24 protein-coding genes are annotated in these 23,755 nt (G+C 69.8%); 11 read left to right on the plus strand and 13 right to left on the minus strand.

The annotated features are described in order from the left end of the window. Positions 1 to 83 precede the first annotated feature (83 nt). Positions 84 to 914 (minus strand): hypothetical protein, encoded by an 831-nt coding sequence (locus ACYVKR_RS20200; protein ID WP_460482765.1) that lies wholly within the window; start codon positions 912 to 914, stop codon positions 84 to 86. Positions 915 to 992: 78 nt separating this feature from the next. After that, positions 993 to 1,577 carry a tetratricopeptide repeat protein gene (locus tag ACYVKR_RS20205; protein ID WP_460483190.1) on the minus strand — a complete coding sequence of 195 codons (585 nt, stop codon included), beginning with the start codon at positions 1,575 to 1,577 and terminating at the stop codon, positions 993 to 995. 199 nt (positions 1,578 to 1,776) lie between these two features. Between ACYVKR_RS20205 and ACYVKR_RS20210 the strand changes: the two genes are divergently transcribed. Next, a complete protein-coding gene (locus tag ACYVKR_RS20210; RefSeq protein WP_460482766.1) occupies positions 1,777 to 2,412 on the plus strand; it encodes an N-acetyltransferase in 636 nt (211 codons plus the stop codon). Positions 2,413 to 2,463: 51 nt separating this feature from the next. Here the strand turns inward: ACYVKR_RS20210 and ACYVKR_RS20215 are convergent, their stop codons facing one another. Next, positions 2,464 to 3,084: a flavin reductase family protein gene (locus ACYVKR_RS20215; protein ID WP_460482767.1), complete on the minus strand. Its 621-nt coding sequence runs from the start codon at positions 3,082 to 3,084 to the stop codon at positions 2,464 to 2,466. Then, positions 3,077 to 3,979, minus strand: coding sequence for an AraC family transcriptional regulator (locus ACYVKR_RS20220; protein ID WP_460482768.1), 903 nt, complete (start codon positions 3,977 to 3,979; stop codon positions 3,077 to 3,079). Before ACYVKR_RS20220 ends, ACYVKR_RS20215 begins: the two co-directional genes overlap by 8 nt. 104 nt (positions 3,980 to 4,083) lie before the next feature. On the opposite strand from ACYVKR_RS20220, the gene ACYVKR_RS20225 reads away from it, so the two are divergent. After that, a complete protein-coding gene (locus ACYVKR_RS20225; RefSeq protein ID WP_460482769.1) occupies positions 4,084 to 5,352 on the plus strand; it encodes an MFS transporter in 1,269 nt (422 codons plus the stop codon). Positions 5,353 to 5,410: 58 nt separating this feature from the next. Here ACYVKR_RS20225 and ACYVKR_RS20230 read toward each other — a convergent pair whose 3' ends face one another. The 3 genes from ACYVKR_RS20230 to ACYVKR_RS20240 form a co-directional block, all read right to left on the minus strand. Continuing rightward, the gene (locus tag ACYVKR_RS20230) at positions 5,411 to 6,553 is read right to left on the minus strand and encodes an isopenicillin N synthase family dioxygenase (RefSeq protein ID WP_460482770.1); all 1,143 of its coding nucleotides are present in this window, start codon (positions 6,551 to 6,553) and stop codon (positions 5,411 to 5,413) included. A gap of 169 nt (positions 6,554 to 6,722) precedes the next feature. Then, a complete protein-coding gene (locus tag ACYVKR_RS20235) occupies positions 6,723 to 8,144 on the minus strand; it encodes an FAD-binding oxidoreductase (RefSeq protein WP_460482771.1) in 1,422 nt (473 codons plus the stop codon). 13 nt (positions 8,145 to 8,157) lie between these two features. Then, on the minus strand, positions 8,158 to 9,132 hold the full coding sequence (locus ACYVKR_RS20240; protein ID WP_460482772.1) for a LysR family transcriptional regulator: 975 nt from the start codon (positions 9,130 to 9,132) through the stop codon (positions 8,158 to 8,160). Positions 9,133 to 9,201: 69 nt separating this feature from the next. On the opposite strand from ACYVKR_RS20240, the gene ACYVKR_RS20245 reads away from it, so the two are divergent. Further along, complete coding sequence (locus ACYVKR_RS20245; protein ID WP_460482773.1) at positions 9,202 to 9,459, plus strand: hypothetical protein; 258 nt, start codon at positions 9,202 to 9,204, stop codon at positions 9,457 to 9,459. A 6-nt stretch (positions 9,460 to 9,465) separates the two neighbouring features. On the opposite strand, the gene ACYVKR_RS20250 is transcribed toward ACYVKR_RS20245, so the two are convergent. Next, complete coding sequence (locus ACYVKR_RS20250; protein ID WP_460482774.1) at positions 9,466 to 9,690, minus strand: hypothetical protein; 225 nt, start codon at positions 9,688 to 9,690, stop codon at positions 9,466 to 9,468. Positions 9,691 to 9,820: 130 nt separating this feature from the next. Here ACYVKR_RS20250 and ACYVKR_RS20255 point away from each other — a divergent pair, with 130 nt between their 5' ends. Together ACYVKR_RS20255 and ACYVKR_RS20260 are read left to right on the plus strand one after the other, a co-directional pair. After that, positions 9,821 to 10,402 carry an ATP:cob(I)alamin adenosyltransferase gene (locus tag ACYVKR_RS20255; protein WP_460482775.1) on the plus strand — a complete coding sequence of 194 codons (582 nt, stop codon included), beginning with the start codon at positions 9,821 to 9,823 and terminating at the stop codon, positions 10,400 to 10,402. Between the two features lie 2 nt (positions 10,403 to 10,404). After that, a complete protein-coding gene (locus tag ACYVKR_RS20260; protein ID WP_460482776.1) occupies positions 10,405 to 11,304 on the plus strand; it encodes a LysR family transcriptional regulator in 900 nt (299 codons plus the stop codon). A gap of 344 nt (positions 11,305 to 11,648) precedes the next feature. Here ACYVKR_RS20260 and ACYVKR_RS20265 read toward each other — a convergent pair whose 3' ends face one another. After that, a complete protein-coding gene (locus ACYVKR_RS20265; RefSeq protein WP_460482777.1) occupies positions 11,649 to 12,866 on the minus strand; it encodes an FAD dependent oxidoreductase family protein in 1,218 nt (405 codons plus the stop codon). Between the two features lie 235 nt (positions 12,867 to 13,101). Here ACYVKR_RS20265 and ACYVKR_RS20270 point away from each other — a divergent pair, with 235 nt between their 5' ends. Next, positions 13,102 to 13,986: an amino acid ABC transporter substrate-binding protein gene (locus ACYVKR_RS20270; RefSeq protein WP_460482778.1), complete on the plus strand. Its 885-nt coding sequence runs from the start codon at positions 13,102 to 13,104 to the stop codon at positions 13,984 to 13,986. 130 nt (positions 13,987 to 14,116) lie between these two features. On the opposite strand, the gene ACYVKR_RS20275 is transcribed toward ACYVKR_RS20270, so the two are convergent. From ACYVKR_RS20275 to ACYVKR_RS20290, 4 genes are all read right to left on the minus strand, one after another. Further along, entirely contained in the window at positions 14,117 to 14,542 is a 426-nt protein-coding gene (locus ACYVKR_RS20275) for a hotdog family protein (RefSeq protein ID WP_460482779.1), read from the minus strand. Positions 14,543 to 14,568: 26 nt separating this feature from the next. Next, positions 14,569 to 15,519 (minus strand): LysR family transcriptional regulator, encoded by a 951-nt coding sequence (locus ACYVKR_RS20280; RefSeq protein ID WP_460482780.1) that lies wholly within the window; start codon positions 15,517 to 15,519, stop codon positions 14,569 to 14,571. Positions 15,520 to 15,601: 82 nt separating this feature from the next. Continuing rightward, positions 15,602 to 17,014 carry a serine dehydratase alpha family protein gene (locus tag ACYVKR_RS20285; RefSeq protein WP_460482781.1) on the minus strand — a complete coding sequence of 471 codons (1,413 nt, stop codon included), beginning with the start codon at positions 17,012 to 17,014 and terminating at the stop codon, positions 15,602 to 15,604. A gap of 2 nt (positions 17,015 to 17,016) precedes the next feature. Continuing rightward, positions 17,017 to 18,702, minus strand: coding sequence for an acyl-CoA dehydrogenase family protein (locus tag ACYVKR_RS20290; RefSeq protein ID WP_460482782.1), 1,686 nt, complete (start codon positions 18,700 to 18,702; stop codon positions 17,017 to 17,019). A gap of 156 nt (positions 18,703 to 18,858) precedes the next feature. Between ACYVKR_RS20290 and tauA the strand changes: the two genes are divergently transcribed. The 5 genes from tauA to ACYVKR_RS20315 all read left to right on the plus strand — a co-directional run bounded on the left by tauA (position 18,859) and on the right by ACYVKR_RS20315 (position 23,755). Further along, the gene (tauA, locus tag ACYVKR_RS20295; RefSeq protein ID WP_460482783.1) at positions 18,859 to 19,881 is read left to right on the plus strand and encodes a taurine ABC transporter substrate-binding protein; all 1,023 of its coding nucleotides are present in this window, start codon (positions 18,859 to 18,861) and stop codon (positions 19,879 to 19,881) included. Continuing rightward, positions 19,865 to 20,689 (plus strand): taurine ABC transporter ATP-binding protein, encoded by an 825-nt coding sequence (locus ACYVKR_RS20300; RefSeq protein ID WP_460482784.1) that lies wholly within the window; start codon positions 19,865 to 19,867, stop codon positions 20,687 to 20,689. The genes tauA and ACYVKR_RS20300 overlap by 17 nt, the downstream gene beginning before the upstream one ends. A gap of 59 nt (positions 20,690 to 20,748) precedes the next feature. Continuing rightward, on the plus strand, positions 20,749 to 21,621 hold the full coding sequence (locus ACYVKR_RS20305) for an ABC transporter permease (protein ID WP_460482785.1): 873 nt from the start codon (positions 20,749 to 20,751) through the stop codon (positions 21,619 to 21,621). Positions 21,622 to 21,751: 130 nt separating this feature from the next. Beyond that, positions 21,752 to 22,750 (plus strand): TRAP transporter substrate-binding protein DctP, encoded by a 999-nt coding sequence (dctP, locus tag ACYVKR_RS20310; protein WP_460482786.1) that lies wholly within the window; start codon positions 21,752 to 21,754, stop codon positions 22,748 to 22,750. Next, positions 22,751 to 23,755, plus strand: a complete 1,005-nt coding sequence (locus tag ACYVKR_RS20315) for an LLM class flavin-dependent oxidoreductase (RefSeq protein ID WP_460482787.1) — start codon at positions 22,751 to 22,753, stop codon at positions 23,753 to 23,755.

The following is a 23,755-nucleotide window of genomic DNA, read 5'->3' on the forward strand; positions in this document are numbered from 1 at the left end:
TTCCCAACGAAAAAAATGCCAGTCAGCGTTATCTGACTGGCATTGCCGTTGCCGGGGCTTTTTTCTTGTGGGGGCAGGGCAGCTTACTTGCCGACCTTGAGCTGGCCGCCGCGGCCCAGGCCGCCCTTGACTTCCTGCGCCTTGTAGTTGCGCAGCGAGATCACCATGTTGTTGTAGGCATCCATGAAGGCTGCTACGGTGGCCTTGCCTTCGGGGGTGCGCGAGAAGCCGGCCATGCCGCCGCCGACCGCACCGCCCAGGGCACCCACGGCCGCACCGAAGTTGGTGGCGGTGGCATTGCCTTCGGAGATCGAGATCTGCACGCCCGAGCGGATGTCGAACATGCTCAGCGTCACCACCGACACCTTGCTCTGCATGGCGCCGCCGACCAGCGCGCCCACGCTGCCGAACAGGCCGCCCACGCCGGCAGCCATCTGGCCGGTGGCATCGTTGTCGATCACGATGGACGGCTCCATGTAGTAGTCGGCCGCCACGCGCTGGCCCTTTTCCTGGCGCGAACCGGCGCGGAACTCGCCCGAGTTGCGCTGCTTGTCGGTGATGGAGGAGATCTTGCTCTCGGTGCGGTTGTTGCCCACCGAGGTGATCACGAAGCAGTTGGACTGCTGCACGGCCAGGCGGATCAGCGGCTCGATGGTGGTGATCTTGGTGGTGGCGCCGAAGCTGGCATACCACTCCTTGCCGCGGCCGTCGTCCACCGCCAGCGTGCCCAGCGGGGCATCGCACTTCTGCAGTTCCGGATTGGCGTTCACGCTGGTGGCGCCGCCTGCAGCGCCCGTGGCTGCCGTGGCGCTGTTGCCGGTGGTGATCTGACCGCCTCCTGGGGTGACGCAGCCTGCGAGGGCAACCGTTGCGGCCAGCGCAGCGCCGCGAAGGGATAGGGAGGTCTTGGACATGAAGTAGCTCTCTCTCAATGGATGAATAAAAAGGGATAGGGAAAATAACACTGATCCGGCCTGCCCGGCAACGGAGCTTTACCGGGGATACCAGCCCGAGGAGCCCCAGGAATAGTAATAAGGTGTACTGATGACCCACTGGCCCAGCGATTTGCGGTCGGCCTCGCGCTCCTGGTAGGCCTGGTGCTCGCTCTGCTTGGCGGCCTGGGCCTGCGGCAGCAGGCGCTTGGCCTCCTTGTGGCCCTTGCCGGCCGCACGGGTGAGCCAGGCTTCGGCTTCCGCCGGGTCCGGGCCCATTTCCTGGAAGCCCAGCAGGTACATGCGGCCCAGCGCGAACTGGGCCTCCACCATGCCGGCGTCGCCGGCCTTGCGCATCCACTGGATGGCTTGGTAGCCGTTCTGCTCTACGCCGTCGCCGCGCAGCAAGCGCAGGCCCAGGTCGTAGGCTGCCTTGGGATTGCGCTCCGCCAGGGCCTCCAGCGCCTGCTGGCGGCGCTCGGCCTCGGGGTTGGCAGGCGTGCCCTGGAAGGTGGCGACGCTGCGGTGCTGGTCCACGCAGTTGTTGCCATTGCAGACGCGCACCATTTCCTGGCGCGGCGCCAACTGTTCGGCCGGGGTCTGCGCAACGCATCCGGCCAGTACTGCCGACCCCAGGGATACCACAGACAAAAGCTTATACATATCAATCCTTTGAATGCATTTGCGACCTCGAAAGTCAAAAAGTATACATGGGGACACATGGCAGGGGGGTGGCTGCGAACCGTGCCAAGAGCCGCACCAGTGGCGTGCGGTATCGGGGGGGCCGCTAGCATGGACCGCTTTGTCCACTGCGGGCGAGGAGCCCGATGAAGGAGATGAAGCCATGAACATGGCCATGCCGCCCTTTTGGGCATCCTGGTTGTACCGGCCGGCGGAATTGCGCATCGATGTGAGCCCGATTCCGCCCCGGCAGCTGGAGGGCGAATGCGCCTCCATCCACGATCGCATCCACACGCCGGGAGACCGGCTGCACGGGATTCCGGAGATTCCGCTGTCCGATCCCCGTTTTGCCATCCGCTGGCGCGAAGCCGATGGCGAGTTCTATGTCTATGTCGAAGACACGCACGCGCACCGCATTGCCGGGTTCACCGTCTTCAACCGGTTGGTCGAGGTCGATCGCCGCGCGGACCGCTATCTACGCGGGCCGCATTCCAAATTTTCTGCTGCCTACCAGCGCCAGGGCCTGGCCTCGTGCATCTACCGCTGGGCGCTGGATGCCGGCCTGTGCCTGGTGACGGGCGCCCGCCAGTCGCCCGGGGCGCATGCGCTATGGCGCGCGCTGGCGCGGGATTACCGCCTGGGCTTCGTCGAGTTGCGCGACAAGCGGCTGCGCTACCTGGGCGCCGAGGTGGAGCCCGAGGTGCTGGGCGCCCTGCCGACCCGCATGTTCCTGCTCGGCCGGGGCTGGACCCTGGGCAGCTTCGCCCAGGCCACCCGCATGAACCTGGACAGCCTGTGAACAAGTCTGTGGATACCCTGGTGGCTGCCTGTTGGTTCGGTGTGTGCAGCTTCAGCGCGGCCGGCGCATCACAAAGCTGCCTTCGGCGCTGATGGTGAAATAGTCCCCCGGTCCGCCGGCGCGCAGCAGTGGCTGGCCCAGCGCGGTCTGGTAGATGCCATCCTGCAGCAGCCGCTGCGCGATATGCACCTGCACCACCTCGCCCAGCACCAGCCAGGTCGGCACGGTGGCGCCTGCCGCCGTCTGCAGCTGGATGATCTGCGTGCAGCGGCATTCCATGGTCACCGGGCTTTCCTGCACGCGGGCCGGCTTGACCTGCAGCGAGGCCTGCGGCGTCAGCCCGGCCAGTTCGAACTCGTCCACCTCGGGCGGCACGGCGGCGCAGCTCTGGTTCATGGGCTGGGCCAGCGGCTCGGTGGCCAGGTTCCAGACGAACTCGCCGGTGGCCTCGATGTTGCTCAGCGTGTCCTTGTGGCCGATGCTGGCGAAGCCGATGATCGGCGGCACGTAGTTGAAGGCATTGAAGAAGCTGTACGGCGCCAGGTTGCGCACGCCGGTGGCGCTCAGCGTGGAGATCCAGCCGATCGGGCGCGGGCCGACGATGGCGTTGAACGGGTCGTGCGGCAGGCCGTGGCCGTCTTGGGGGGCGTAGGAATGGATGGCTTCAGTCATGGTGGGTCGTGGATGCAATCGGTGTCGAGTGTGCCTCAGGCCGGTGAACCAGGAAGCGCGCCGGCGACAGGCCGACGGCCTTGTGCACCATGGCGCTGAAGGCGCTGGGCGTGTAGCCCAGCTCGGCGGCGATCTGGCGGATGGACAGGCCCTGGGCGCCCAGCTGCACGGCCCAGGCGAGTATGACCTGCTGGCGCCACTGCGTGTAGGTGCAGCCCAGCTCCTGGCGGAACAGACGGGCCACGGTGCGCGGGCTGGCACCGGTATTGTGCGTCCAGGCCTGCAGCGTGTCCTCGGCCGTGGGGTCCTCCAGCACGGCCTCGCACAGGCTTTGCAGGCGCTTGTCGCGCGGCATGTCCACGCGCAGGTGCAGCACGGTGGCGCGGCCCAGCTCGTCCAGCAGCAGCGCACTCACATGGCGCTCGCGGCGCAGTTGAGCCGCGCCCGGGGGCTCCGGGCCGTCGGGCACGGTGGACAGGTCCTGCGCCAGCGCACGCATCAGGTCGGACATCTCCAGCACGCGGCAGTGCTGCCAGTGGGCGTCGTCGGCGCGCGAGCCCCCCGGCCCGTAGCGGCCCGGCGGCCGGTGGATGTAGAGCGTGCGCAGCTCGGCGCTCTCCACCATGGTCACCGCGTGCTCCACCTGCGGCGGAATCCACAGCGCCCGGCCCGGCGGCACGATGAAGGTGGCCTGCGGCACGCGCAGCCGTATCGTGCCGGTGGTGGACATGGCCAGCTGTGCCCAGGGATGGCTGTGCGGGCGCACCTGGGTGTTCTTGTCCAGCAGGCGCAGCTTGGCGCGCACCGGGCGCTCGCGCGTCGGCACGAAGAGGTGGGGCGTGAGCGAATCCACGTAGCTGCGCGCCCGCACGTCGTCCAGCGAAATCACCGCCATGCCTGCCTCCTGTCCCGCCGCTGCTCCAAGGGTTGGCGCATTGGCGATAGTAATTGGCCTGCTGTCGCATACCGGCCGCAGGGTATTTCTTTACCATCGGCACCATGACTGACACCACCGCTTCTGTGGCGCCCGCCGATGGCATCGGCAGCCTGCGCCAGGATACCCGCACCATCGGCCTGATCGGGCTGGCCCACGGCTCCTCGCACTTCTTCCATCTGCTGCTGCCGCCGCTGTTCCCGTGGCTGATCGCCGACTTCGGCTACAGCTACTCGGAGCTGAGCGTGCTGGTGTCGGTGTTCTTCGTGATCTCGATGACCGGCCAGGCGCTGGCCGGCTTCGTGGTCGACAAGATCGGCGCGCGGCCCATCCTGTTCGCGGCGCTGTCCAGCTTCGTGGTGGCCGGCGTGCTGGCCAGCGTGGCCCAGGGCTTCAGCGGCCTGGTGCTGGCGGCGGTGTTCGCGGGGCTGGGCAATGCGCCCTTCCACCCGGTGGACTTCACCATCCTGAACAAGCGCGTCTCGCAGGCGCGGCTGGGCCACGGCTTCTCGGTGCACGGGCTGGCGGGCAACCTGGGCTGGGCCACGGCGCCGGTGTTCATGGCCGGCATCACCTCGGCCTTTGGCTCATGGCGCCTGGCGTGCCTGTGCGGCGCGGCACTGGCGGCCATCGTGCTGGCCGTCATGGTCATCAACCGCGAGGCGCTGGACGACCGCGCGGCCGTGCCCGGCGCGGGCCCCGCCAAGGCCGCTGCCGCCGTGGGTGGCAAGCCCGAGCACCCGATGGCCTTCCTGCGCCTGCCGTCGGTGTGGCTGTGCTTCTCGTTCTTCTTCTGGACCACCTGCGCGCTCAGCGCCATCCAGTCCTTCGCCAGCCCGGCGCTGCAGCGCCTGTACGGCCTGGACGTGAAGTGGACCGCGCTGGTGGTCACCGGCTACATGCTGTTCGGCGCGGCCGGCATGGTGCTGGGCGGCTTTGCCGTGGGCAAGGTCGAGCGGCTCGAAAAGCTGATCTCGGTGAGCCTGCTGGGCTCGGCGGCGCTGCTGTTCATCGTCGGCACCGGCTGGCTGCCGGGCATGGCGGCGCTGGCGGTGGCCGCGGTGGCGGGCTTCGGCACCGGCCTGGCCGGCCCGTCGCGCGACATGCTGGTCAAGCGCGCCGCGCCGCCCGGCGCCACCGGGCGCGTGTACGGCACGGTGTATTCGGGGCTGGACCTGGGTTTCTGCCTGGGCGCGCCGGTGTTCGGCTACATGCTCGACCACCAGCTCAATGCTGGCGTCTTCATGGGCTCGGCCGTGGCGCTGGCGCTGAGCGTGGTGTCCGCCGGCTTCGTGGGCGCGGGCGTGGCGGCACGCAAGGCGCAGATGGCGTAAAAATCATAGCTATCAGCGCTTGTCGCATAAGCGCTGGAGGCTGATTTGGCTTGAAATCTCAATACGCGCTGGCACGCAGCGCCTGGCCGCGCTCGGCGGCCTGCTGCTGCAGCCGGGCGAACTGCTCGGGGTAGAAGCGCTCGGCCACGTCCAGGTGCGAGCGCACCCGGCCCTTGAGGGCGTTCTCGCCCACATGGCGCAGCAGCGGGTTCTCGGGATCGCTCTCCGGCCCGGTGGCCAGCGCCGCCAGGGCCGGCGGCAGCCGCAGCAGCGGGATCTGGCCCGCGTCCAGGCGCGGCGCCAGGAAGTAGGCCACCGAGTAGCGGTCCTCGCCGGCCTGCGGCACCTGCACGCGGTGCACGTTGGCGCGCAGGTAGCCGTTGGTCGCCAGCTCCAGGATCTCGCCGATGTTCACCACGAAGGCGTTGGCCAGCGGCGCCACGTCGATCCAGCCCTGCGCGGTCTCCACCTGCAGCCCGCCCACGCTGTCCTGCAGCAGCAGCGAGAGGATGCCGCCGTCCTTGTGCGCGCCCACGCCCTGGCCCGCCTCGGAAGGCTGGTCGCCGGGGTAGTGGATGAGCTTGAGCCGGTGCGCCGGGTCGCCGTTCACCAAGTCGTCCAACGCATTCTCGGGCAGTTGCAGCGCGGCGAGGAAGTGGCGCAGCAGCTCCAGCGCCACGGCGCGGCTGCTGTCCAGCCAGGCCTGCACCTCGGCCCGGAAGCCGGGCAGTGCGGCCGGCCACTGGTTCGGGCCCTGCAGGCCGGCCCAGGCGGGCACGCCGGGGCCGGGCTCGATGGCGGGCAGCTCCTCGCCGAAGTCGATCTGCTCGCGGCGGTCGGGCCGGTGGCGGGTGATCTCGCCGTTCAGCGCCGTGTAGCCGTGGAAGTGCCGGTTGTTGGCCATGGCGAGCTGCGCCTTGTCGCCCTGGGGCAGGTCGAAGAAGGCCCGCGCCTGCTGCTGGATGCCGCGCCACTGCGGCGCGGCGATGCCGTGGCCGATGAGGTAGAAGAAGCCGATGTCGCGCGCCGTGGCGGCCAGTTGGTGCAGCGCGGCGGCACGGGTGCCGGGGTTGCGCAGCTCGTTCAGGTCGATCACTGGCAGCGCCGGGGCCTTGCGGGCCGATGCGGCCGAGGCCGCGGCGCGGGCCAGCGCATGGCGGGCGAGCTGTTCGGGGTCTTGCGTGGTGGGCGGGGTGCTCATGGACGGGCTTTCGGAACGGATCAGGCGGCCATTGTTGGAGGCGCCCCGCCGCGCTGGAAACGAAGAAATTCGACGAGGCATATGTGGAAACCGCATACGCCCCGTGCCCTGCACCGGTATTGGGCCTGAGTGCTTGTGCATCAAGCACTGCACGCCATGCTTGGAATATCTAGACGCGGAAGATCTTGCCCGGGTTCATGATGTGCTTTGGGTCCAGCGCCAGCTTGATCGCGCGCATCATCTGCACCGCGCCGGCGCCGGTTTCCTCGACCAGGAAGTCCATCTTGTGGATGCCCACGCCGTGCTCGCCGGTGCAGGTGCCGCCCATGGACAGCGCGCGCGCCACCAGGCGGTGGTTCAGGGCCTCGGCGGTCTCGCGCTCCTGCGCGTCGTTCGGGTCGATCAGGTAGCCGAAGTGGAAGTTGCCATCGCCCACGTGGCCGACCAGGAAGTATGGGATGCCGCTGGCATCGGCCTCGGCCACCGATTCGAGCAGGCAGTCTGCCAGCCGGCTGATGGGCACGCAGGTGTCGGTGCTGATGGCGCGGCAGCCCGGACGGCTCTGCACCGCGGCGAAATAGGCGTTGTGCCGCGCCGTCCACAGCCGCGTGCGCTCCTCGGGCGTGCTGGCCCACTCGAAGGACTGGCCGCCGTGCTCGCTGGCGATGGACTGCACCGTCTCGGCCTGCTCCTGCACGCCGTGCGGCGTGCCGTGGAACTCCATCAGCAGCAGCGGCTCCTCGCGCAGGCTCAGCCTGCTGTGCGCATTGACCATGCGCACCGAGTTCGCATCGATCAGCTCCACGCGCGCGATCGGCACGCCCAGCTGTATGGTCTGGATCACCGTGTGCACCGCGTCGGCGATGCTGGGGAAGGAGCAGATGGCCGCCGACACCGCCTCGGGCAGCGGGTACAGGCGCACGGTGATCTCGGTCACCACGCCCAGCGTGCCCTCGCTGCCGACGATCAGCCGCGTGAGGTCGTAGCCCGCGCTGCTCTTCTTGGCGCGCGTGCCGGTGCGGATCACCTCGCCGGCCGCGGTGACGAACTCCAGCGCCAGCACGTTCTCGCGCATGGTGCCGTAGCGCACGGCATTGGTGCCGCTGGCGCGGGTCGAGGTCATGCCGCCGATGCTGGCGTCCGCGCCGGGGTCGATGGGGAAGAACAGGCCCGTGTCCTTGACGGCCTCGTTGAGCTGCTTGCGCGTGATGCCGGGCTGCACCGTCACCGTCAGGTCCTCGGCGTTGATGGCGAGCACGCGGTTCATGCGGCTCACGTCGAGGCTGATGCCGCCCTGGATGGCCAGCAGATGGCCTTCGAGCGACGAGCCCGCGCCGTAGGGGATTACCGGTACTTCATGCTGGCTGGCCAGCTTCACCGCGTCGGCCACGTCCTGCGTGCTCTCGGCGAACACCACGGCCGCGGGCGGCGGCGCCTGGATGGAGCCCTCGTCGCGGCCATGCTGCTCGCGCACGGCCAGCGCCACCGAGCACTGCGCGCCAAAGCGCTGCTGCAGGGCGTCGAGGAAGGCGGACGGGATGGCGCGCTGGTCGGATTCGGAATACAGGTGCGGGGTGTGGGGGGCATTCATGGCGGGTTCCTTGTCAGATCGGCATCGAGTGTACGTCTGTCGCCGCGCGGGCGGCCTGCTGTTGCAAGGCGTGCGCCGATGCGGCCAGCTCGCTGTGCAGCCAGTCGCGCAGCGCCACGATCGGTGGCCAATGCTCCTGGCCCTCGGGGTAGGCCAGCCAGTACGAAGCCGTCAGGTCGTGGTGCGCCACGGCTGCAGATTCAGCCAGGGCAATGGGCGAGAGCTTGACCAGCCGCCCGTCCAGCAAGGCATCGGCCGCCAAGACCTCGCGCACGAGGGCCAGGCCGACATCGGCCTCGGCGGCCTGCAGCAGCAGGCCCGCGTCGTTAAAGGCCGCCACCGGCGCAACGCGCGCAGCCGCCATGCCCGCCTGTGCCAGCCAGGCCTGCCACAGCGCGGTATTGCCCAGCAGCGGCTCATGCAGCAGCGCGTTGTCGGCGGTAGCGGCCAACCGGGCGGCGGCGCGGGGCGAGCCGACCACCACATAGGGCGAGTGCAACAGGCGCTCGGCCCGCAGCTGGCGCCAGTGGCCCGCGCCCTGGCGGACGGCGGCGTGCAGCCCTTCCTGCTGCAGATCGGCCGTGTGCTGCGAGGCCACCAGCTCCAGGTGAATGCCCGGATGCGCCTGCCGCCAGCGCGGCAGGCGCGGGGCCAGCCAGCGCTGCGCAAACGACGGCAAGATCGCCAGGCGCAAGCGCTGGCCGCCGCCATCGGCCTGCGCCTGGGCTTCGCGGCGCGCCGTCTCCAGCTGGGCCAGCGCAGCTTCGCTGGCCGCCAGCATGTGCCGGCCTGCATCGGTCAGCACCAGCCGCCGCCCCTGGCGGTGGAACAGCGCAAAGCCCAGGCGCTGCTCCAGCAGGCGAATCTGCTGGCTGACGGCGCTGTGCGTCAGGTGCAAGTGCTCGCCAGCGGCGCGCATGCTGCCTTGGCGCGCCACGGCGGCAAAGGTGGGCAAGGTGTCTAAAGGCAGGGCGCGCATGCCTGCCATGGTAGTGGCTCTGTCTCTGGATTGGTTAGAAAAATCGACCAGCATGGGCAGAAATGCGCGCTGGATGGCATGAAATGGACGCTCTATGCTTCCAGCATGCCGATACCTGCGATGCACCCCCGGGCCGATCTGCCTGCCATCCACCAGGCAGGCGATGGCGCCGACCCCATCGCCCGCGCGCTGTGGGCCGTGGCGGCGGTATGCACACGCCTGGCCCGGCGCCGCGAAGCGCGGCGGCAGCAGCGGGCAGCGCGGCAACAGGCTGAGCTGGTGCGCGAGCTGGCCCGCCAGCTCAGCCCGCGCTTGCGGCGCGATCTGGGGTTGTAGGGCGCACTAGGGCTCGCTGCGCGGTCGGCGCGGGCCGGGCCACTGGTGGGCCTGGCCCATGGGCAGCGGCAGGCGCGACTGGCTGGCCGGAGCGGCCAGGCGCGCCGCCGGCGACGGCGCGGCCACGGGCGTCTGCGCCATCGCCGAGCTGACGGCCATCGACGCAAACAGCAGCACGCTGCGCGCATCGAAGGGATGCAGGCAGGCGCCGGGCTTGGTGAACAGGGGCACGGGGACCTCCTTTCGCGTTTCGCAATCGAACAGGTGTCGATTGCAGCGCAACCCTGCCGGCAAGGCCAGCACTTTTGCCCCATGTTGCTGCGGCAACATAATCACAGGCGTTGCTATACAGGGACTTCACATGGCTAACCGACTTTCACAAATCGCCACGCGCACCGGCGACGATGGCACCACCGGGCTGGGCGACAACACCCGCGTCTCCAAGCACAGCCCGCGCCCGCACGCCATGGGCGACGTGGACGAGCTGAATTCGCACCTCGGCCTGCTGCTGTGCGAGCCGCTGCCGGACGACGTGCGCGTGCTGCTGGGCGACATCCAGCACCAGCTCTTCAACCTGGGCGGCGAGCTGTCCATGCCCGGCTACGAGCTGCTCAAGGACGATGCGCTGCTGCAGCTCGACAACGCGCTCGCGCACTACAACGGCGGCCTGCCGCGGCTGGCCGAGTTCATCCTGCCGGCCGGCACGCGCGCTGCCTCGCAGGCCCATGTCTGCCGCACCGTGGCGCGCCGCGCCGAGCGCGCCGTGGTGGCGCTGCAGGCGGCCGAGACCATGCGCGCCGCGCCGCGCCAGTACCTCAACCGCCTGTCCGACCTGCTCTTCGTGCTGGCGCGCGTGCTCAACCGCGTGGACGGCGGCGACGACGTGTACTGGAAGAGCGAGCGCCTGGCGCGCATACAGGCCGACGACGCCGGCGCGGACTGAGCATGCGCCTGAGGCACATCGAGGTCTTCAACGCCGTCATGCACACCGGCAGCGTGAGCGCGGCGGCGCGGCTGATCAACATCTCGCAGCCGGCCGTGAGCCGCACGCTGCAGCATGCCGAGCTGCAGCTGGGCTTTGCGCTGTTCCAGCGCAGCAAGGGGCGGCTGATCCCCACCACCGAGGCGCTGACGCTGTGGCCGCACATGGAGAAGCTCTTCGGCCAGTTGGAGGAGGTGGAGCGCCTCGCCGGCAGCCTGCGCCGCGGCCAGGCCAGCGACGAGCTGCGCATCCTCTGCGTGCTGGCCATGGGGCACGAGATCCTGCCGCGCGCGCTGGCGCAGTTCCAGCGCAAGCACCCGGGCGTGCAGGTCACGCTGCAGGCGCTGCATTCGCCGCAGATCGTCTCGGCGCTGCTGCTGCAGGAGGCGGACGTGGGCTTTGTGCTCAGCCACGTGCAGCAGCCCGCGCTGCAGCAGGACCTGCTGGCCGAGGTGCCGATGATGTGCGTGGTGCCCAAGGGCCTGCTGCCGCCCTACAAGCTGCGCGCCGGCAGCCTGCAGCTCGCGGACCTGGCCGAGGTGCCCGTCATCCACCTCGACGCACAGGACCCGGTGGGCGTGCTGCTGAGCCAGCTCGGCCGCGAGTCGGGCGTGGGCCTGCAGTCCTTCGTCACGGTGCAGACCTACCACACGGCGCTGGCCATGGCGCACCATGGGCTGGGCGTGGCCATCGTCGATGCCTGCACCACGCTGTCGGCCAAGCCGGACCGGGTCGACGTGCTGCCGCTGGCGCCCGCGCTGCGCGTGCCGGTGAATGCATTGCGGCTGACGGGGCGGCCGAACTCGGTGCTGGTGAAGGCCATCACGCGCGAACTGCAGAAGGTGGTGGCGGAGTTGGCTTGAGGGCTGGCGACACAGAGCCTCTGTTTTAGCGGCAGAGGCCGGGAATTCGCCCCGGCGGGCGACCTACTTTCTTGCGCGCGCAAGAAAGTAGGCAAAGAAAGCGCCCCGACTGTCTGCGACCCCAACGCCAAGGCGTTGGGGCAACCTGTGGCGGGGCGTTTGCGGGGTGCGCCGTGGAACTCGACTCCGCGCCGAAGGCGCTGCGCTCGGACATCCCCGGCGAGTCAGACCACGAAGCATGCGCGCTCCGACGCGCATGCCACCCCGCAAACGCCCCGCCACAGGCGCAGACAGAAGGGGGTGGGGATGCTATTCGGGCCGTCGCGTTGCTCGGCCCCTGTTTTTTAAGCCGCAGCTTCCATCTGCCCCAGCAGCGCTTTCGCCGTACCGAAAGCCAGCGTGAACCCCAGCGCCCCATGCCCCGTGTTGAGCCACAGGTTGCTCGCGCCAGCGCGCTCGGCGATCGGCACGCCGGTGGGGGTGGCGGGCCGCAGGCCGGCCCAGGGCGACAGGTCGCCGCCCGTGTCGCAGCCGGGGAACACCGCCTCGGTGGAGTGGCGCAGGCTCTCGATCCGGTCGGCCGGAATGTCCAGCCCATGGCCCACCAGCTCCACCATGCCGGCTACGCGCAGGCGCTGGCCCAGGCGCGCGAAGACCACCTTGCGGGCGCTGTCGGTGATGCTGACGGTGGGGGCCTGGTCGGGCGCCTGCGAGACATCCAGCGTCAGGCTGTAGCCCTTGAGCGGGTAGACCGGCACGCGCACGCCCAGCGGCGCGCACAGGCCCACGCTGCCGGTGCCCAGCGCCACCAGGTACTGGTCGGCCTGGAGGTCGCCCTGCGCGGTCGATACGGCGACGATGCGCTGGCCCTCGCGCCGCAGTGCGCGGATCTCGGCGCCCATCACGAAGCGCACGCCCTGCGCGCGCAGCCAGGCTTCCAGCGCCAGGCAGACCTGGTGGCAGTCGGCCACGCATTCGCTGGGCGTGAACACCGCGCCGGCGATCTGCGGGCGGTAGCCGGCCAGCGCGGGCTCGATGGCGATGGTCTCGTCGGTGGTGACGATGCGCTGCGGCGCGCTGCCGAGCTGCGCCTGCATGTCGAGCTGGCGGCGGGCGGCCTCGACGCCGGCCGCGCCGGGGTAGAGCACCAGCTTGCCGGGCATGAGGAAGTCGCACGCGGGCTGCACCACGCCCTGCATGGCCTCGAAGGCCAGGCGGCTGGCGGCGGCCAGCGCCAGCAGCTCGCGCGTGCTCTGCAGCGAGCGCCCGCCGTTGCAGGCCGCGAGGAAGGCCAGGCCCCAGCGCCACTGCTGCGGATCGGCCTGCAGGCGGAACTTGAGCGGCGAGTCGCTTTCCAGCAGCAGCTTGGGCAGCTGCTTCCAGATCGCCGGGTCGGCCAGCGGCTGCACGTAGGAGTAGCTCAGCTGCGCGCCGTTGCCCAGGCTCGTGCCCAGGCCGCCGTGCGGCGCGCGGTCCACGACGGTGACCTCGTGCCCCGCCTGCAGCAGCTCGTAGGCGGCGGCCAGGCCCACGATGCCGGCGCCGAGAATGCAAACGTGCATATGTGTTAACCCTTGCTTGACTGGCCGCTGAATATACCGGCGGCGCCGCGGGCGCGGCCATAGCAAGATGCGCGGCATCCATGCGCTTTGGGCATGGGCGCCGCACCGGGGGCTTACCCTGTCGGCGGCGGCGCATAACCATACGTTATGGTCTTGACTGCAAAAGGTATTGTTGCGTGCGCGACGCTGTTCCTACACTGCCCCGCACCGAAGTCGATTGTGAAAGGAGCTCCCCATGAAGTTTTTTGCATCCGCCGTCTGCGCAGCCGCCGCGCTGGCCTGCGTGCCCGCCGTGCATGCCGATGTACTGGCCAAGGCCAAGGAGACGGGCAAGGTCACCATGGCCTACCGCGAGTCGTCGGTGCCGTTCAGCTACCTGGGCGGGCCCAACACGCCGATCGGCTTCTCGGTGGAGATCTCGAACAAGGTGGCCGAGGCCATGCGCAAGGAGATCAACAAGCCCGACCTGAAGGTCGAGTGGCAGTCGGTGACCTCGCAGAACCGCATCCCGCTGATCCAGAACGGCACCGTGGCGCTGGAGTGCGGCTCCACCACCAACAACAGCGCCCGCGGCAAGGACGTGGACTTCGCCATCAACTACTTCTACACCGGCACGCGCGCGGTGGTGAAGAAGACCGCGGGCGTCAAGAACTGGGCCGACCTCAAGGGCAAGACCGTGGCCATCACCACCGGCACCACCAACCTGCCCGTGGTGCGCAAGTACAGCGCCGACAACAAGCTCGACATCAACATCACGCTGGCCAAGGACCATGCCGACGGCTTCCTGCTGATGGAGGCGGACCGCGCCGTGGCCTTTGCGATGGACGACATCCTGCTGTTCGGCCTGAAGGCCAACTCCAAGGACCCGAACGCCTACGAGGTGGTGGCCGACTCGCTGCAGGTCGAGCCCTATGCCTGCATGCTGCCCAAGGGCGATGCGGCCTTCAAGAAACTGGTGGACGGCGTGATCGGCGGCATGATGAAGTCCGGCGAATTCACCAAGCTCTACGACAAGTGGTTCCTGCAGCCCATCCCGCCCAAGAGCCAGGCGCTGGGCCTGCCCATGAGCCAGGAGCTGAAGGACAACCTGACCGCGATGAGCGACAAGCCGGCGACCTGACGATGCTTATCCACAGCCTGCTGTGGATAGCTGTTGGATAAAAAAGAGAGCTGCTGGCGCTTGCTGGATGTGGATTTCAAGTGGAAAACTGCCTGAAATCCTTATCTGATGAGCGCTAGCAGCTCTTTTTTCAGGAGCTTTCCAGCATCGCCATGGTGATGCGCGAGACGCAGGTCAGCTGGCCGGCGCCGTTCTTCATGTCGATCTGCCACACCTGGGTGCTGCGGCCGACGTGCACGGCGCGCGCCGTGCCGGTCACCCAGCCACTGGTGGCGGCGCGCAGGTGGTTGGCGTTGATGTCCAGCCCCACACCGCGCCAGCCGGGTGGCGACGCATAGACCGCGCCCACCGAGCCCAGGGTCTCGGCCAGCACCACGCTCACGCCGCCGTGCAGCAGGCCGAAGGGCTGGCGCGTGCGGTGGTCCACCGGCACGCGGCCGACGAGGTAGTCGTCGCCGATCTCCACGAACTCGATGCCCAGGTGCTCGATGGCGGTGTTCCTGGCGCTGGCGCGCAGCAGCTCCAGCGTGATGTCTTTCTTCCAGATGGATGGCATGTTGTGGATAACCTGTTGATTGGCTCTTAATTGCTGGTGGATATGGGGCCGGCGTCGGTGTCGCTGGCGCCGTCGGCGGCCCGCGCCGCATCCTCGACCAGCAGCTCGACCAGCTCGCGGGCGAACGACGGCAGCGACTCGAGGTTGCGCACGCAGATCTGCATCTCGCGGTTCGACCATTCGTCCGAGATGCCGATGATGCGGATCTCCATGCTCTTGGCATGGCGGCGCGCGGCCGACTCGGGCAGCACGCCTATGCCCACGCCGGCCTCGATCATGCGGCAGGCGGCCTCGAAGTTGCCCACCTGGATGCGCTGCTTGATCGGGCGGTGCAGCTGGTCGCTGTGCAGCCGCAGGAAGGCGTGGATGGCGCTGGATTCGTGCAGGCCCACGTAGTCGTAGCCCAGCGTGTCGGCGAAGGCCACCTTCTTGCGCGCCGCCAGCGCGTGCTCGGCGGGCACCACCAGCACCAGCTGGTCCTTGCGGTAGGGCATGGCGACCAGGTTCTCGGTGCGCACCTGGCCGGCGACGATGCCGATGTCGGTCTGGCCCTCGCCCACGGCGCGCACGATGTCGTGCGACAGGCGCTCGCGCAGGTCGATGTCCACGTCCGGGTGCATGCGCAGGTAGCTGCGCAGCACCGGCGGCAGGAACTCGCCCAGAGCCGTGGTGTTGGCGAACACCCGCACATGGCCCTTGATGCCGCGCGCGTATTCCTGCATGTCGCCGCGCAGGTACTCGATCTGCCCCAGCACCGTGCGCGCATGCTGCACGAAGGCCTGGCCGGGCAGCGTCAGCGTCACGCCCTGGCTGGTGCGGTACAGCAGCTTCACGCCCATGCTCTCTTCGAGGTTCTTGATGCGCGTGCTGGCCGCGGGCAGCGAGATGAAGGACAGCTCCGCGCCCCGCGTCATGCTGTTCGCGTCCGCGACATGCACCATCAGGCGCAGGTCGACCAAATCAAAATGCATTGCCATGGGCGTGATTGTAGGGGGGCGTTCTGGCGTTTCCGGTTAGAGTTATCCACATCAAAGCGCCAGTTGCCCACCGTTTGTGCAGCTAGCACTCCACAATATGCACCGCGAGGCCGCCCAGCGAGGTCTCCTTGTACTTGGTCATCATGTCGGCGCCGGTGGCGCGCATGGTGGCGATCACCTGGTCCAGGCTGACCATGTGCGTGCCGTCGCCGCGCAGCGCCATGCGCGCGGCGTTGATGGCCTTCACGGCCGCCAGCGCATTGCGCTCGATGCAGGGAATCTGCACCAGCCCGCCCACCGGGTCGCAGGTCAGGCCCAGGTGGTGCTCCATGCCGATCTCGGCCGCGTTCTCGACCTGCGCCGGCGTGCCGCCGAGCACCGCGCACAGCCCGGCCGAGGCCATGGAGCAGGCCACGCCCACCTCGCCCTGGCAGCCGACCTCGGCGCCCGAGATCGAGGCGTTCTCCTTGTACAGGATGCCGATGGCGCCGGCGGTGAGCAGGAAGTCGACCACGCCCGCCTCATTGGCGCCGGGCACGAAGCGCCAGTAGTAGTGCAGCACCGCAGGCACGATGCCGGCCGCGCCGTTGGTGGGCGCCGTCACCACGCGGCCGCCGGCGGCGTTCTCCTCGTTGACGGCCAGCGCGAACAGGTTCACCCAGTCGATGATCTGCAGCGGGTCGCTGGCCGGGTCGGGCGCGTTCGTGGTCAGCGCCTGGTACAGCGCCGGCGCGCGCCGCCGCACATGGAAGCCCCCGGGCAGGGTGCCGCCGATGGCGTCGGCGCGGCAGCCGTGCTCCATGCAGTCCTGCATCGCGCGCCAGATGGCCAGCAGCCCGGTGTCGATCTCGGCATCGCTGCGCCAGTGGCGCTCGTTGGTGCGCATCAGCCCGGCGATGGAGCGGCCCGCGTCCTGCGTCTGCGCCAGCAGCTGCGCGCCGCTGTGGAAGGGCAGCGGCAGGATGGTGGTGTCCGGCGCGATGGCCTGCTGGCGCTCGGCATTGCGGGCGGCTTCCTGCGCCGCCTCTTCGCTGACGATGAAGCCACCGCCCACCGAGTAGTAGACCTGCCCGTCGAGCAGCGCGCCGCCGGCGTCCATGGCCTCGAAGCGCATGCCGTTGGCGTGCAGCGGCAGCGTGGTCTGGGGCACCAGCAGCAGGTCGGTGGCGGGGTCGAAGGCGATGGCGGGGCCGCCTTCCAGCGCCAGCCGGCGCTGCTGCGTGATGCGCGCCACCATGGCATCCACCGTGTCCACGTCCACCGTGTCGGGCGCCTGGCCCTCCAGGCCCAGCAGCACGGCGCGGTCGCTGCCGTGGCCCACGCCGGTGGCGCCCAGCGAGCCGTAGAGCTGGCAGCGCACCCGCGCCACCTGCGCCAGCACGCCGGCGCGCGCCAGGCGCTGCACGAAGGCCCGCGCGGCGCGCATCGGCCCCACGGTGTGCGAGCTGGACGGCCCGATGCCGATCTTGAACAAGTCGAAAACGCTGACGGCCATGCTTACTCCGGAAAAGCGCGTTGCAGGATGGAGGGAAGGGCGCCGCCGGCCGGCAGCGCCCCGATGACGGCCAGGCGCGCGCCCGGCGCCAGGCGGGATGTGATGAAAGCCTCGGCCACATCGACGGGGGCGTGCGTGCGCATCAGCCCGGCCTGGGCGGCCAGCACCAGCTGCTGCACCCAGAGCCGGGCCTGCGTCTCCAGCGCCGCGGCGCCGGCCTGCAGGCCCAGGGTGAGCTGTTCCACGGCGGCGGCGATGCGCCCGTCGCCCTGGGCCAGCGCCAGCAGCGAGGCGCGCAGCGGCGTCCAGGATTCGGGGGCGCGCTGCAGCGCGCGCAGCACGTCCAGGCACATCAGGTTGCCCGAGCCTTCCCAGATCGAGTTGACCGGCGCCTCGCGGTACAGCCGCGCCAGCACCGAGGGCTCGACGTAGCCGTTGCCGCCCAGCACCTCCATGGCCTCGGCGCTGGCGGCGATGGCGCGCTTGCAGACCCAGAACTTGGCGGCCGGCGTCATGATGCGCTGCCAGGCCTGCGACGCCGGATCGGCCGGGTCGCCGGCATGCTCGAAGGCCTGCGCCAGCTGCAGGCCCAGCAGCAGCGCGGCCTCGCTCTCCAGCGCCAGGTCGGCCAGCACGGCCTGCATGGCCGGGTGCTGCGCCAGCGGGCGGCCGAAGGCCTGGCGCCGGCGCGCATAGGCCAGCGCCTGCACCGCGGCCTGGCGCAGCAGCGCCGCGCTGCCCAGCACGCAGCACAGGCGCGTGATGGTGGCCATCTCCATGATGGTGGCGATGCCGCGCCCGGGCTCGCCCACCAGCACGGCATGGGCGTCGTCGAACTCGACCTCGCTGCTGGCATTGCTGCGGTTGCCGACTTTGTCCTTCAGGCGCAGCACCTGCACCGCGTTGCGCGTGCCGTCGGGCCGCCAGCGCGGCACCCAGAAGCAGGCCAGCGGGGCGTCGAAGCCATCGTCGGCGGCGGAGGCCGCCTGCCGCGCCACCACCAGGTGCGCATCGGCCATGGGCACCGAGAAGAACCACTTGTGGCCGCGCAGGCGGTAGGCGCCGCCGCGCCCGCCCGCATCCACCGGCCAGGCCGTGGTGGTGTTGGCGCGCACGTCGGAGCCGCCCTGCTTCTCGGTCATGCCCATGCCCACCCACAGCGCCTGCTTGTGCGCGATGGGCGCGTCGCGCGCATCGTGGCTGGCGCTGGTGAGCGCGGCCTGCACCCCGGCCCACAGCGCGGGCTCGCGGCGCAGCACGGGGATGCTGGCGGTGGTCATCGTCGCGGGGCACAGGCTGCCGGGTTCGAGCTGGCCGTGCAGGTAGAAGCCCGCGGCCCAGGCCGTCCAGCGGCCGGGCGCCTCGTCGGCGAAGGGGCGATCGATCAGCCCGGGTGCGCGGTACAGCTCCAGCAGGCGGTGCCAGGCCGGGTGGAATTCCACCTGGTCGATGCGGCGCCCGCGCGCGTCGTAGCGGTGCAGCTCGGGGGTGTGGCGGTTGGCCAGCTCGGCCTGCCGCCAGCTGTCGGCCTCGCCCAGCGCGCGGCCCTGCTCGCGCAGCCCCGGCAGCCAGGCATCGGCGCCGGCGCGCGCCAGCGCCGCCTGCAGCGCAGGGTCGGTGTCCAGCAGGTGGTAGCTGCGGAGTTCGTCGAACTGGTTGTCGGCGGCGCCACCGGGCGACAAGGGCATGGCAAGGCTCCCGCAATCTTGCAGAACCCCATTCTAGGTGGCGCCCGCAGCGGGCGCGGCATGCGCGTTTTTCGCATGAGCACATGCGGATTGCGCGCATGCAGCACGCGCCGATCTTCCTAGACTGGCCGGCATCCCAACGATCCAGGCTCCGCCATGCACAAACACACCCGCCGCGCTTTCTCCCTGGCCCTGGCCGCCGCTTTCGGCGCCGCCGCGCTGCCCGCGCAGGCCGCGCCCCGCGAGGTCGTGATCGGCTACCAGGACATGGTGCTGCCCTGGCGCTTTGCCCAGGAAACCCAGGCCGTGGAAAAGGTCACCGGCTACAAGATCAGCTACCGCAAGCTGGGCAGCGGCGCCGAGGTCACGCGCGCGCTGGCCAGCGGCGCGATCCAGATCGGCGAGGCCGGCTCCTCGCCCTTTGCCGCCGCGCTGTCGCAGGGCGTGCCCCTACAGGTATTCTGGGTGGCCGACAACATCCACAACGCCGAGGCGCTGGTGGCCCGCAACGGCAGCAATGCCAGGACCCTGGCCGACCTCAAGGGCAAGAAGATCGGCATCCCCTATGTCTCGACCAGCCACTTCCATGCGCTGGTGGCGCTGCAGGCCGCGGGCATCAATCCCAAGGACGTGAAGATCCTCAACCTGCGTCCGCCCGAGATCCTGGCGGCCTGGGAGCGCGGCGACATCGACGCGGCCTTCGTCTGGGACCCGGTGCTGGCCAGGATCAAGCAGAGCGGCCAGGTGCTGGCCACCTCGGGCCAGATCGCCGCCCAGACCGGCAAGGCCACCTTCGACGCACTGGCCGTGCGCACCGACTTCGCCCAGGCCCACGACGAGTTCCTGGGCCAGTTCGTGAAGGTGCTGGCCGAGGCCGACCAGCGCTACACCGCCAACCCCGGCGCGTGGACGGCGGACTCGGTCGAGGTCAAGGCCGTGGCCAAGTGGTCGGGCGCCGAGGCTGCCAGCGTGCCCGACAGTCTGAAGCTCTATGCCTTCATCCCGCCGGCCGAGCAGGCCAGCGCGCAGTGGCTGGGCGGCGGCAAGGCCTCGGTGGTGGCGCAGTCGCTGGCGGCCACGGCGCAGTTCCTGCAGGCGCAGGGCTCGGTGCAGCAGGTGCTGCCCGACTATGCGGTGGGCGTGAACGACCGCTGGGTGCGCCGTGCCGCGCAGCAGTGACGCCGGGGCCGGCCTGGCCGTGCGCCACCTGTCGGTGCGCTACGAGGGCGCGCCGGCCGGGGATGTGCGGGCGCTGGCCCTGCACGACCTGAGCCTGGACATCGCACCCGGCGAGTTCGTGGTCGCGGTCGGGGCCTCGGGCTGCGGCAAGACCACGCTGCTCAACTGCATCGCCGGTTTCACGGCGCCATCGGCGGGCAGCATCGCCTGGCGCGGCCAGCCGGTGCTGGATGCGGGCGCCGAGCGTGGCGTGGTGTTCCAGAAGCACGCGCTGCTGCCCTGGCTCAGCGTGATCGACAACGTGGCGCTGGGCCTGCGCCTGCGCGGCGTGGGGCGCGACGAGCGCCAGCGCATCGCACGCGAGCAGCTCGCCCGGGTGGGACTGGCGCAGCGCGCCGGGGCCTATCCGTGGCAGCTGTCGGGCGGCATGCAGCAGCGCGTGGGCATGGCGCGGGCGCTGGCCGGCGATGCCGACCTGCTGCTGATGGACGAGCCGCTGGGCGCGCTCGACGTGTTCACGCGCGAGTCGCTGCAGGAGCTGATCCTGCGGCTGTGGGCCGGCGAGCGTGCGGTTCCGCGCACGGTGTTCTTCATCACCCACGACGTGGAGGAGGCGCTGTTCCTGGCCACGCGCATCATCGTCATGCGGCCCGGGCCGGGGCGCATCAGCGACAGCCTGCGCGTGGATTTCGGCCGCCGCTACCTGGCCGGCGAATCGGCCCGCGCCGTCAAGTCGCTGCCGGCCTTCATCGCTATGCGCGAGCGGTTGATGGAAGCCATCGCCGGCGCCGCGCCCGTGCCTGCTTGATTGTGAAAATGATAGCTGCTGGCGCTTGATGGATAAGCGCTGTAGCCTGTTTTGATGCCATGACTGCTACCACCTTCGAATCCGCACCCCTGCAGGCGGCGCCCGCAGCACCGCTGGCGCCGCCGCCTGGGGATATCCCCGCCGTCGCGCCGTTTCGCGCCCACCGGCCCAGCCCCAAACGCTGGTGGAGCCTGCTGTGCGTGGCCGGCTGGCTGGCGCTGTGGTGGCTGGCCACCGAGCTGCGCTGGGTGCCGCCGCTGTTCCTGCCGCCGCCCGAGGCCGTGCTCAAGGCTTTCGGCCAGGCCTGGCGCGGCGACATCCAGGGCGGCGACGCGCTGTGGGTGCATGCGCAGTGGAGCAGCCTGCGCGTGTTCGGCGCCTTCGTGCTGGCCATGCTCACCGCCGTGCCCGTGGGCATGGCCATGGGCGTCAACTGCTGGGCGCAGGCGCTGCTCGACCCGGTGCTGGAGTTCTACCGCCCGCTGCCGCCGCTGGCCTACCTGCCGCTGGTGGTGATCTGGCTGGGCATCGACGAGGCGTCGAAGTGGCTGCTGATCTACCTGGCCTGCTTCGCGCCCATGGCGCTGGCCGCGCGAGCCGGCACGCGCAATGCCAGCGCCGAGCAGATCAACGCGCTGCGCTCGCTGGGCGCCACGCGCTGGCAGCTGCTGCGCCATGCCATCGCGCCCGCCGCGCTGCCCGACATCCTCGTCGGCCTGCGCATCGCCATGGGCTTTGCCTGGACCACGCTGGTCGCCGCCGAGATGGTGGCCGCCACGCAGGGCCTGGGGCAGATGGTGCTCAACGCCTCGAACTTCCTGCGCACCGATATCGTGGTCATGGGCATCTTCGTGATCGGCGCCATCGCGCTGGCGCTGGATGCGCTGCTGCGCCGGCTGGAGCGCTGGCTGCTGCCCTGGCACGGGCGCTGAAACGGGCGCTGAAACGGGCACTGCGGCCTTAAAATCCCGGCTTCGCCCCCGGGAGCGATGGTCCAGCAAAGCGGCCATGTGGTTCCTGGTGCCCGCCACTCCCAGCCCAGGATTCTTCAAGGATTTCCGCATGCATTCGCCCACTTCCAGCCGCCGAGCCTTCATGGCCGCGGCTGCGGTTGCATCCCTGCCCCCTCTTTTCACCCGTCCCGCCCACGCCACCACCACCCAGCTCAAGCTTGGCTACCCGCTGCCGCAGAACTCGCAGTTCGGCGCGGCGGCCGCTGCCTTTGCCGAGGAGCTGGGCAAGCTCACCGACGGCCGCTTCGGCATCCAGCAGTTCCCGTCCAGCGCCCTGGGCGGCGAGCGCGAGATGATCGAGGGCGTGCAGCTCGGCAGCCAGGACCTGGCCCTGGTGTCCACCGGCGCCATCGGCAACTTCGTGCCGCAGGTCACGATCTTCGACCTGCCCTTCCTGTTCCGCGACTACGCGCACGCCCATGCGGTGCTCGACGGCGCCATCGGCGCCGAGATGCTGCAGCGCTTTCCGGCGCGCGGCCTGATGGCGCTGGCCTGGGGCGAGGGCGGCTTCCGCCACATCACCAACTACAAGCGCCCCATCGTGCAGCCGCAGGACCTGCGTGGCCTCAAGATCCGCACGCAGGAAAATCCCATGCACATCGCGGCCTTCAAGGGCCTGGGCGCCAGCCCCACGCCGATCAACTGGCCCGAGACCTTCATGGCGCTGCAGCAGCGCACGGTGGACGGGCAGGACAACCCGATCTCGGTGATCGAGGCCGCCAAGCTCTACGAGGTGCAGAAGTATTTGTCGCTGACCCAGCACCTGTACTCGCCCGCGCTGTTCCTGGTGTCGCCGGCGCTGTTCGGCAAGCTGTCCAAGGCGGACCAGGAGGCCTTCCGCGCCGCCGCGCGCGCCGGCGCCGCGGCCATGCGCCGCCGCGTGGCGGCCGACGAGCAGTCGGGCGTGCGCAACCTCAAGCAGCACGGCATGGCCGTGGTCGAGCAGATCGACAAGGCGCCGTTCGTCGCGGCGCTCGAAGCCAGCTACAAGAATTTCAACCAGCAGTTCGGTGCCGACAGCATCGAACGCATCCGCCGGGCCAGCTAAATGCGTTATTCCATCTTTTCCGTCCAGGACCACCATCCCTCGCTGCACCGCTCGGTGGCCCAGCTCTACGAGCAGGTCATTGCCGAGGCCAAGCTGGCCGAATCGCTGGGCTACGACACCTTCTTCGTCGCCGAGCACCACTTCCACGAGTGCGGCTCGGTGCCCAACCCCGCCGTGTTCCTGGCCGCGCTGGCGCGCGAGACGACGAAGATCCGCCTGGGCGTGGCGGTGTCCAACATCACCATCCACAACCCGCTGACCATCGCCGAGGACTATGCGATGGTGGACATGCTCTCGGGCGGCCGCCTCACGCTGGGCGTGGGCTCGGGCTACCTGCGCCACGAGTTCGAGGGCCACCGCGTCTCGCCCGAGGAAAAGCGCGAGCGCTTCGACGAGAACCTGCAGGTCATGGTGCAGGCGCTGACCGGCGAGCCCGTGCACTTCCAGGGCAAGTACAACGACCTGCCCGGCGTGGCGCTCAACGTGCAGCCGCTGCAAAAGGACAGGCTGCCCATCCACGTCGCCATCCAGCGCCGCGAGGCCGCCTACCACGTGGGCCGCCAGGGCCGCAACATCTTCTCGCTGCCGTATTCGTGCCTGACTTCGTTCGAGGAGATCCGCGGCCTGGTCGAGGACTACCGCAAGGGCTACCGCGAGTCCGGCGCGCCCGGCGAAGGCAGCGCGGTGCTGGCCTTCCACTGCCACGTGGCCGAGACCGACGAGCAGGCCAAGCTGAATGCGGAAGAGGCCTTCAACCTGTACCTGGACACGCGCCTGTTCTACGACACCCGCCGTACCTACGACACCGTGGTGAACGCCGGCCTGGGCATGTTCGGCTCGCCGCGCACCGTGGCCGACCAATTGGTGGGCTTGAGCGAGATGGGCATCGACCACGTGATGTTCCTGCAGAACTTCGGCGTGCTCGATTCGCGCCTGGTGCACGACTCCATGCACCGCATCGCCAACGAGGTGATGCCCGAGGTGCTGCGCCGCACGGTGCGCTAG

This window comes from Comamonas humi, from assembly GCF_054782535.1.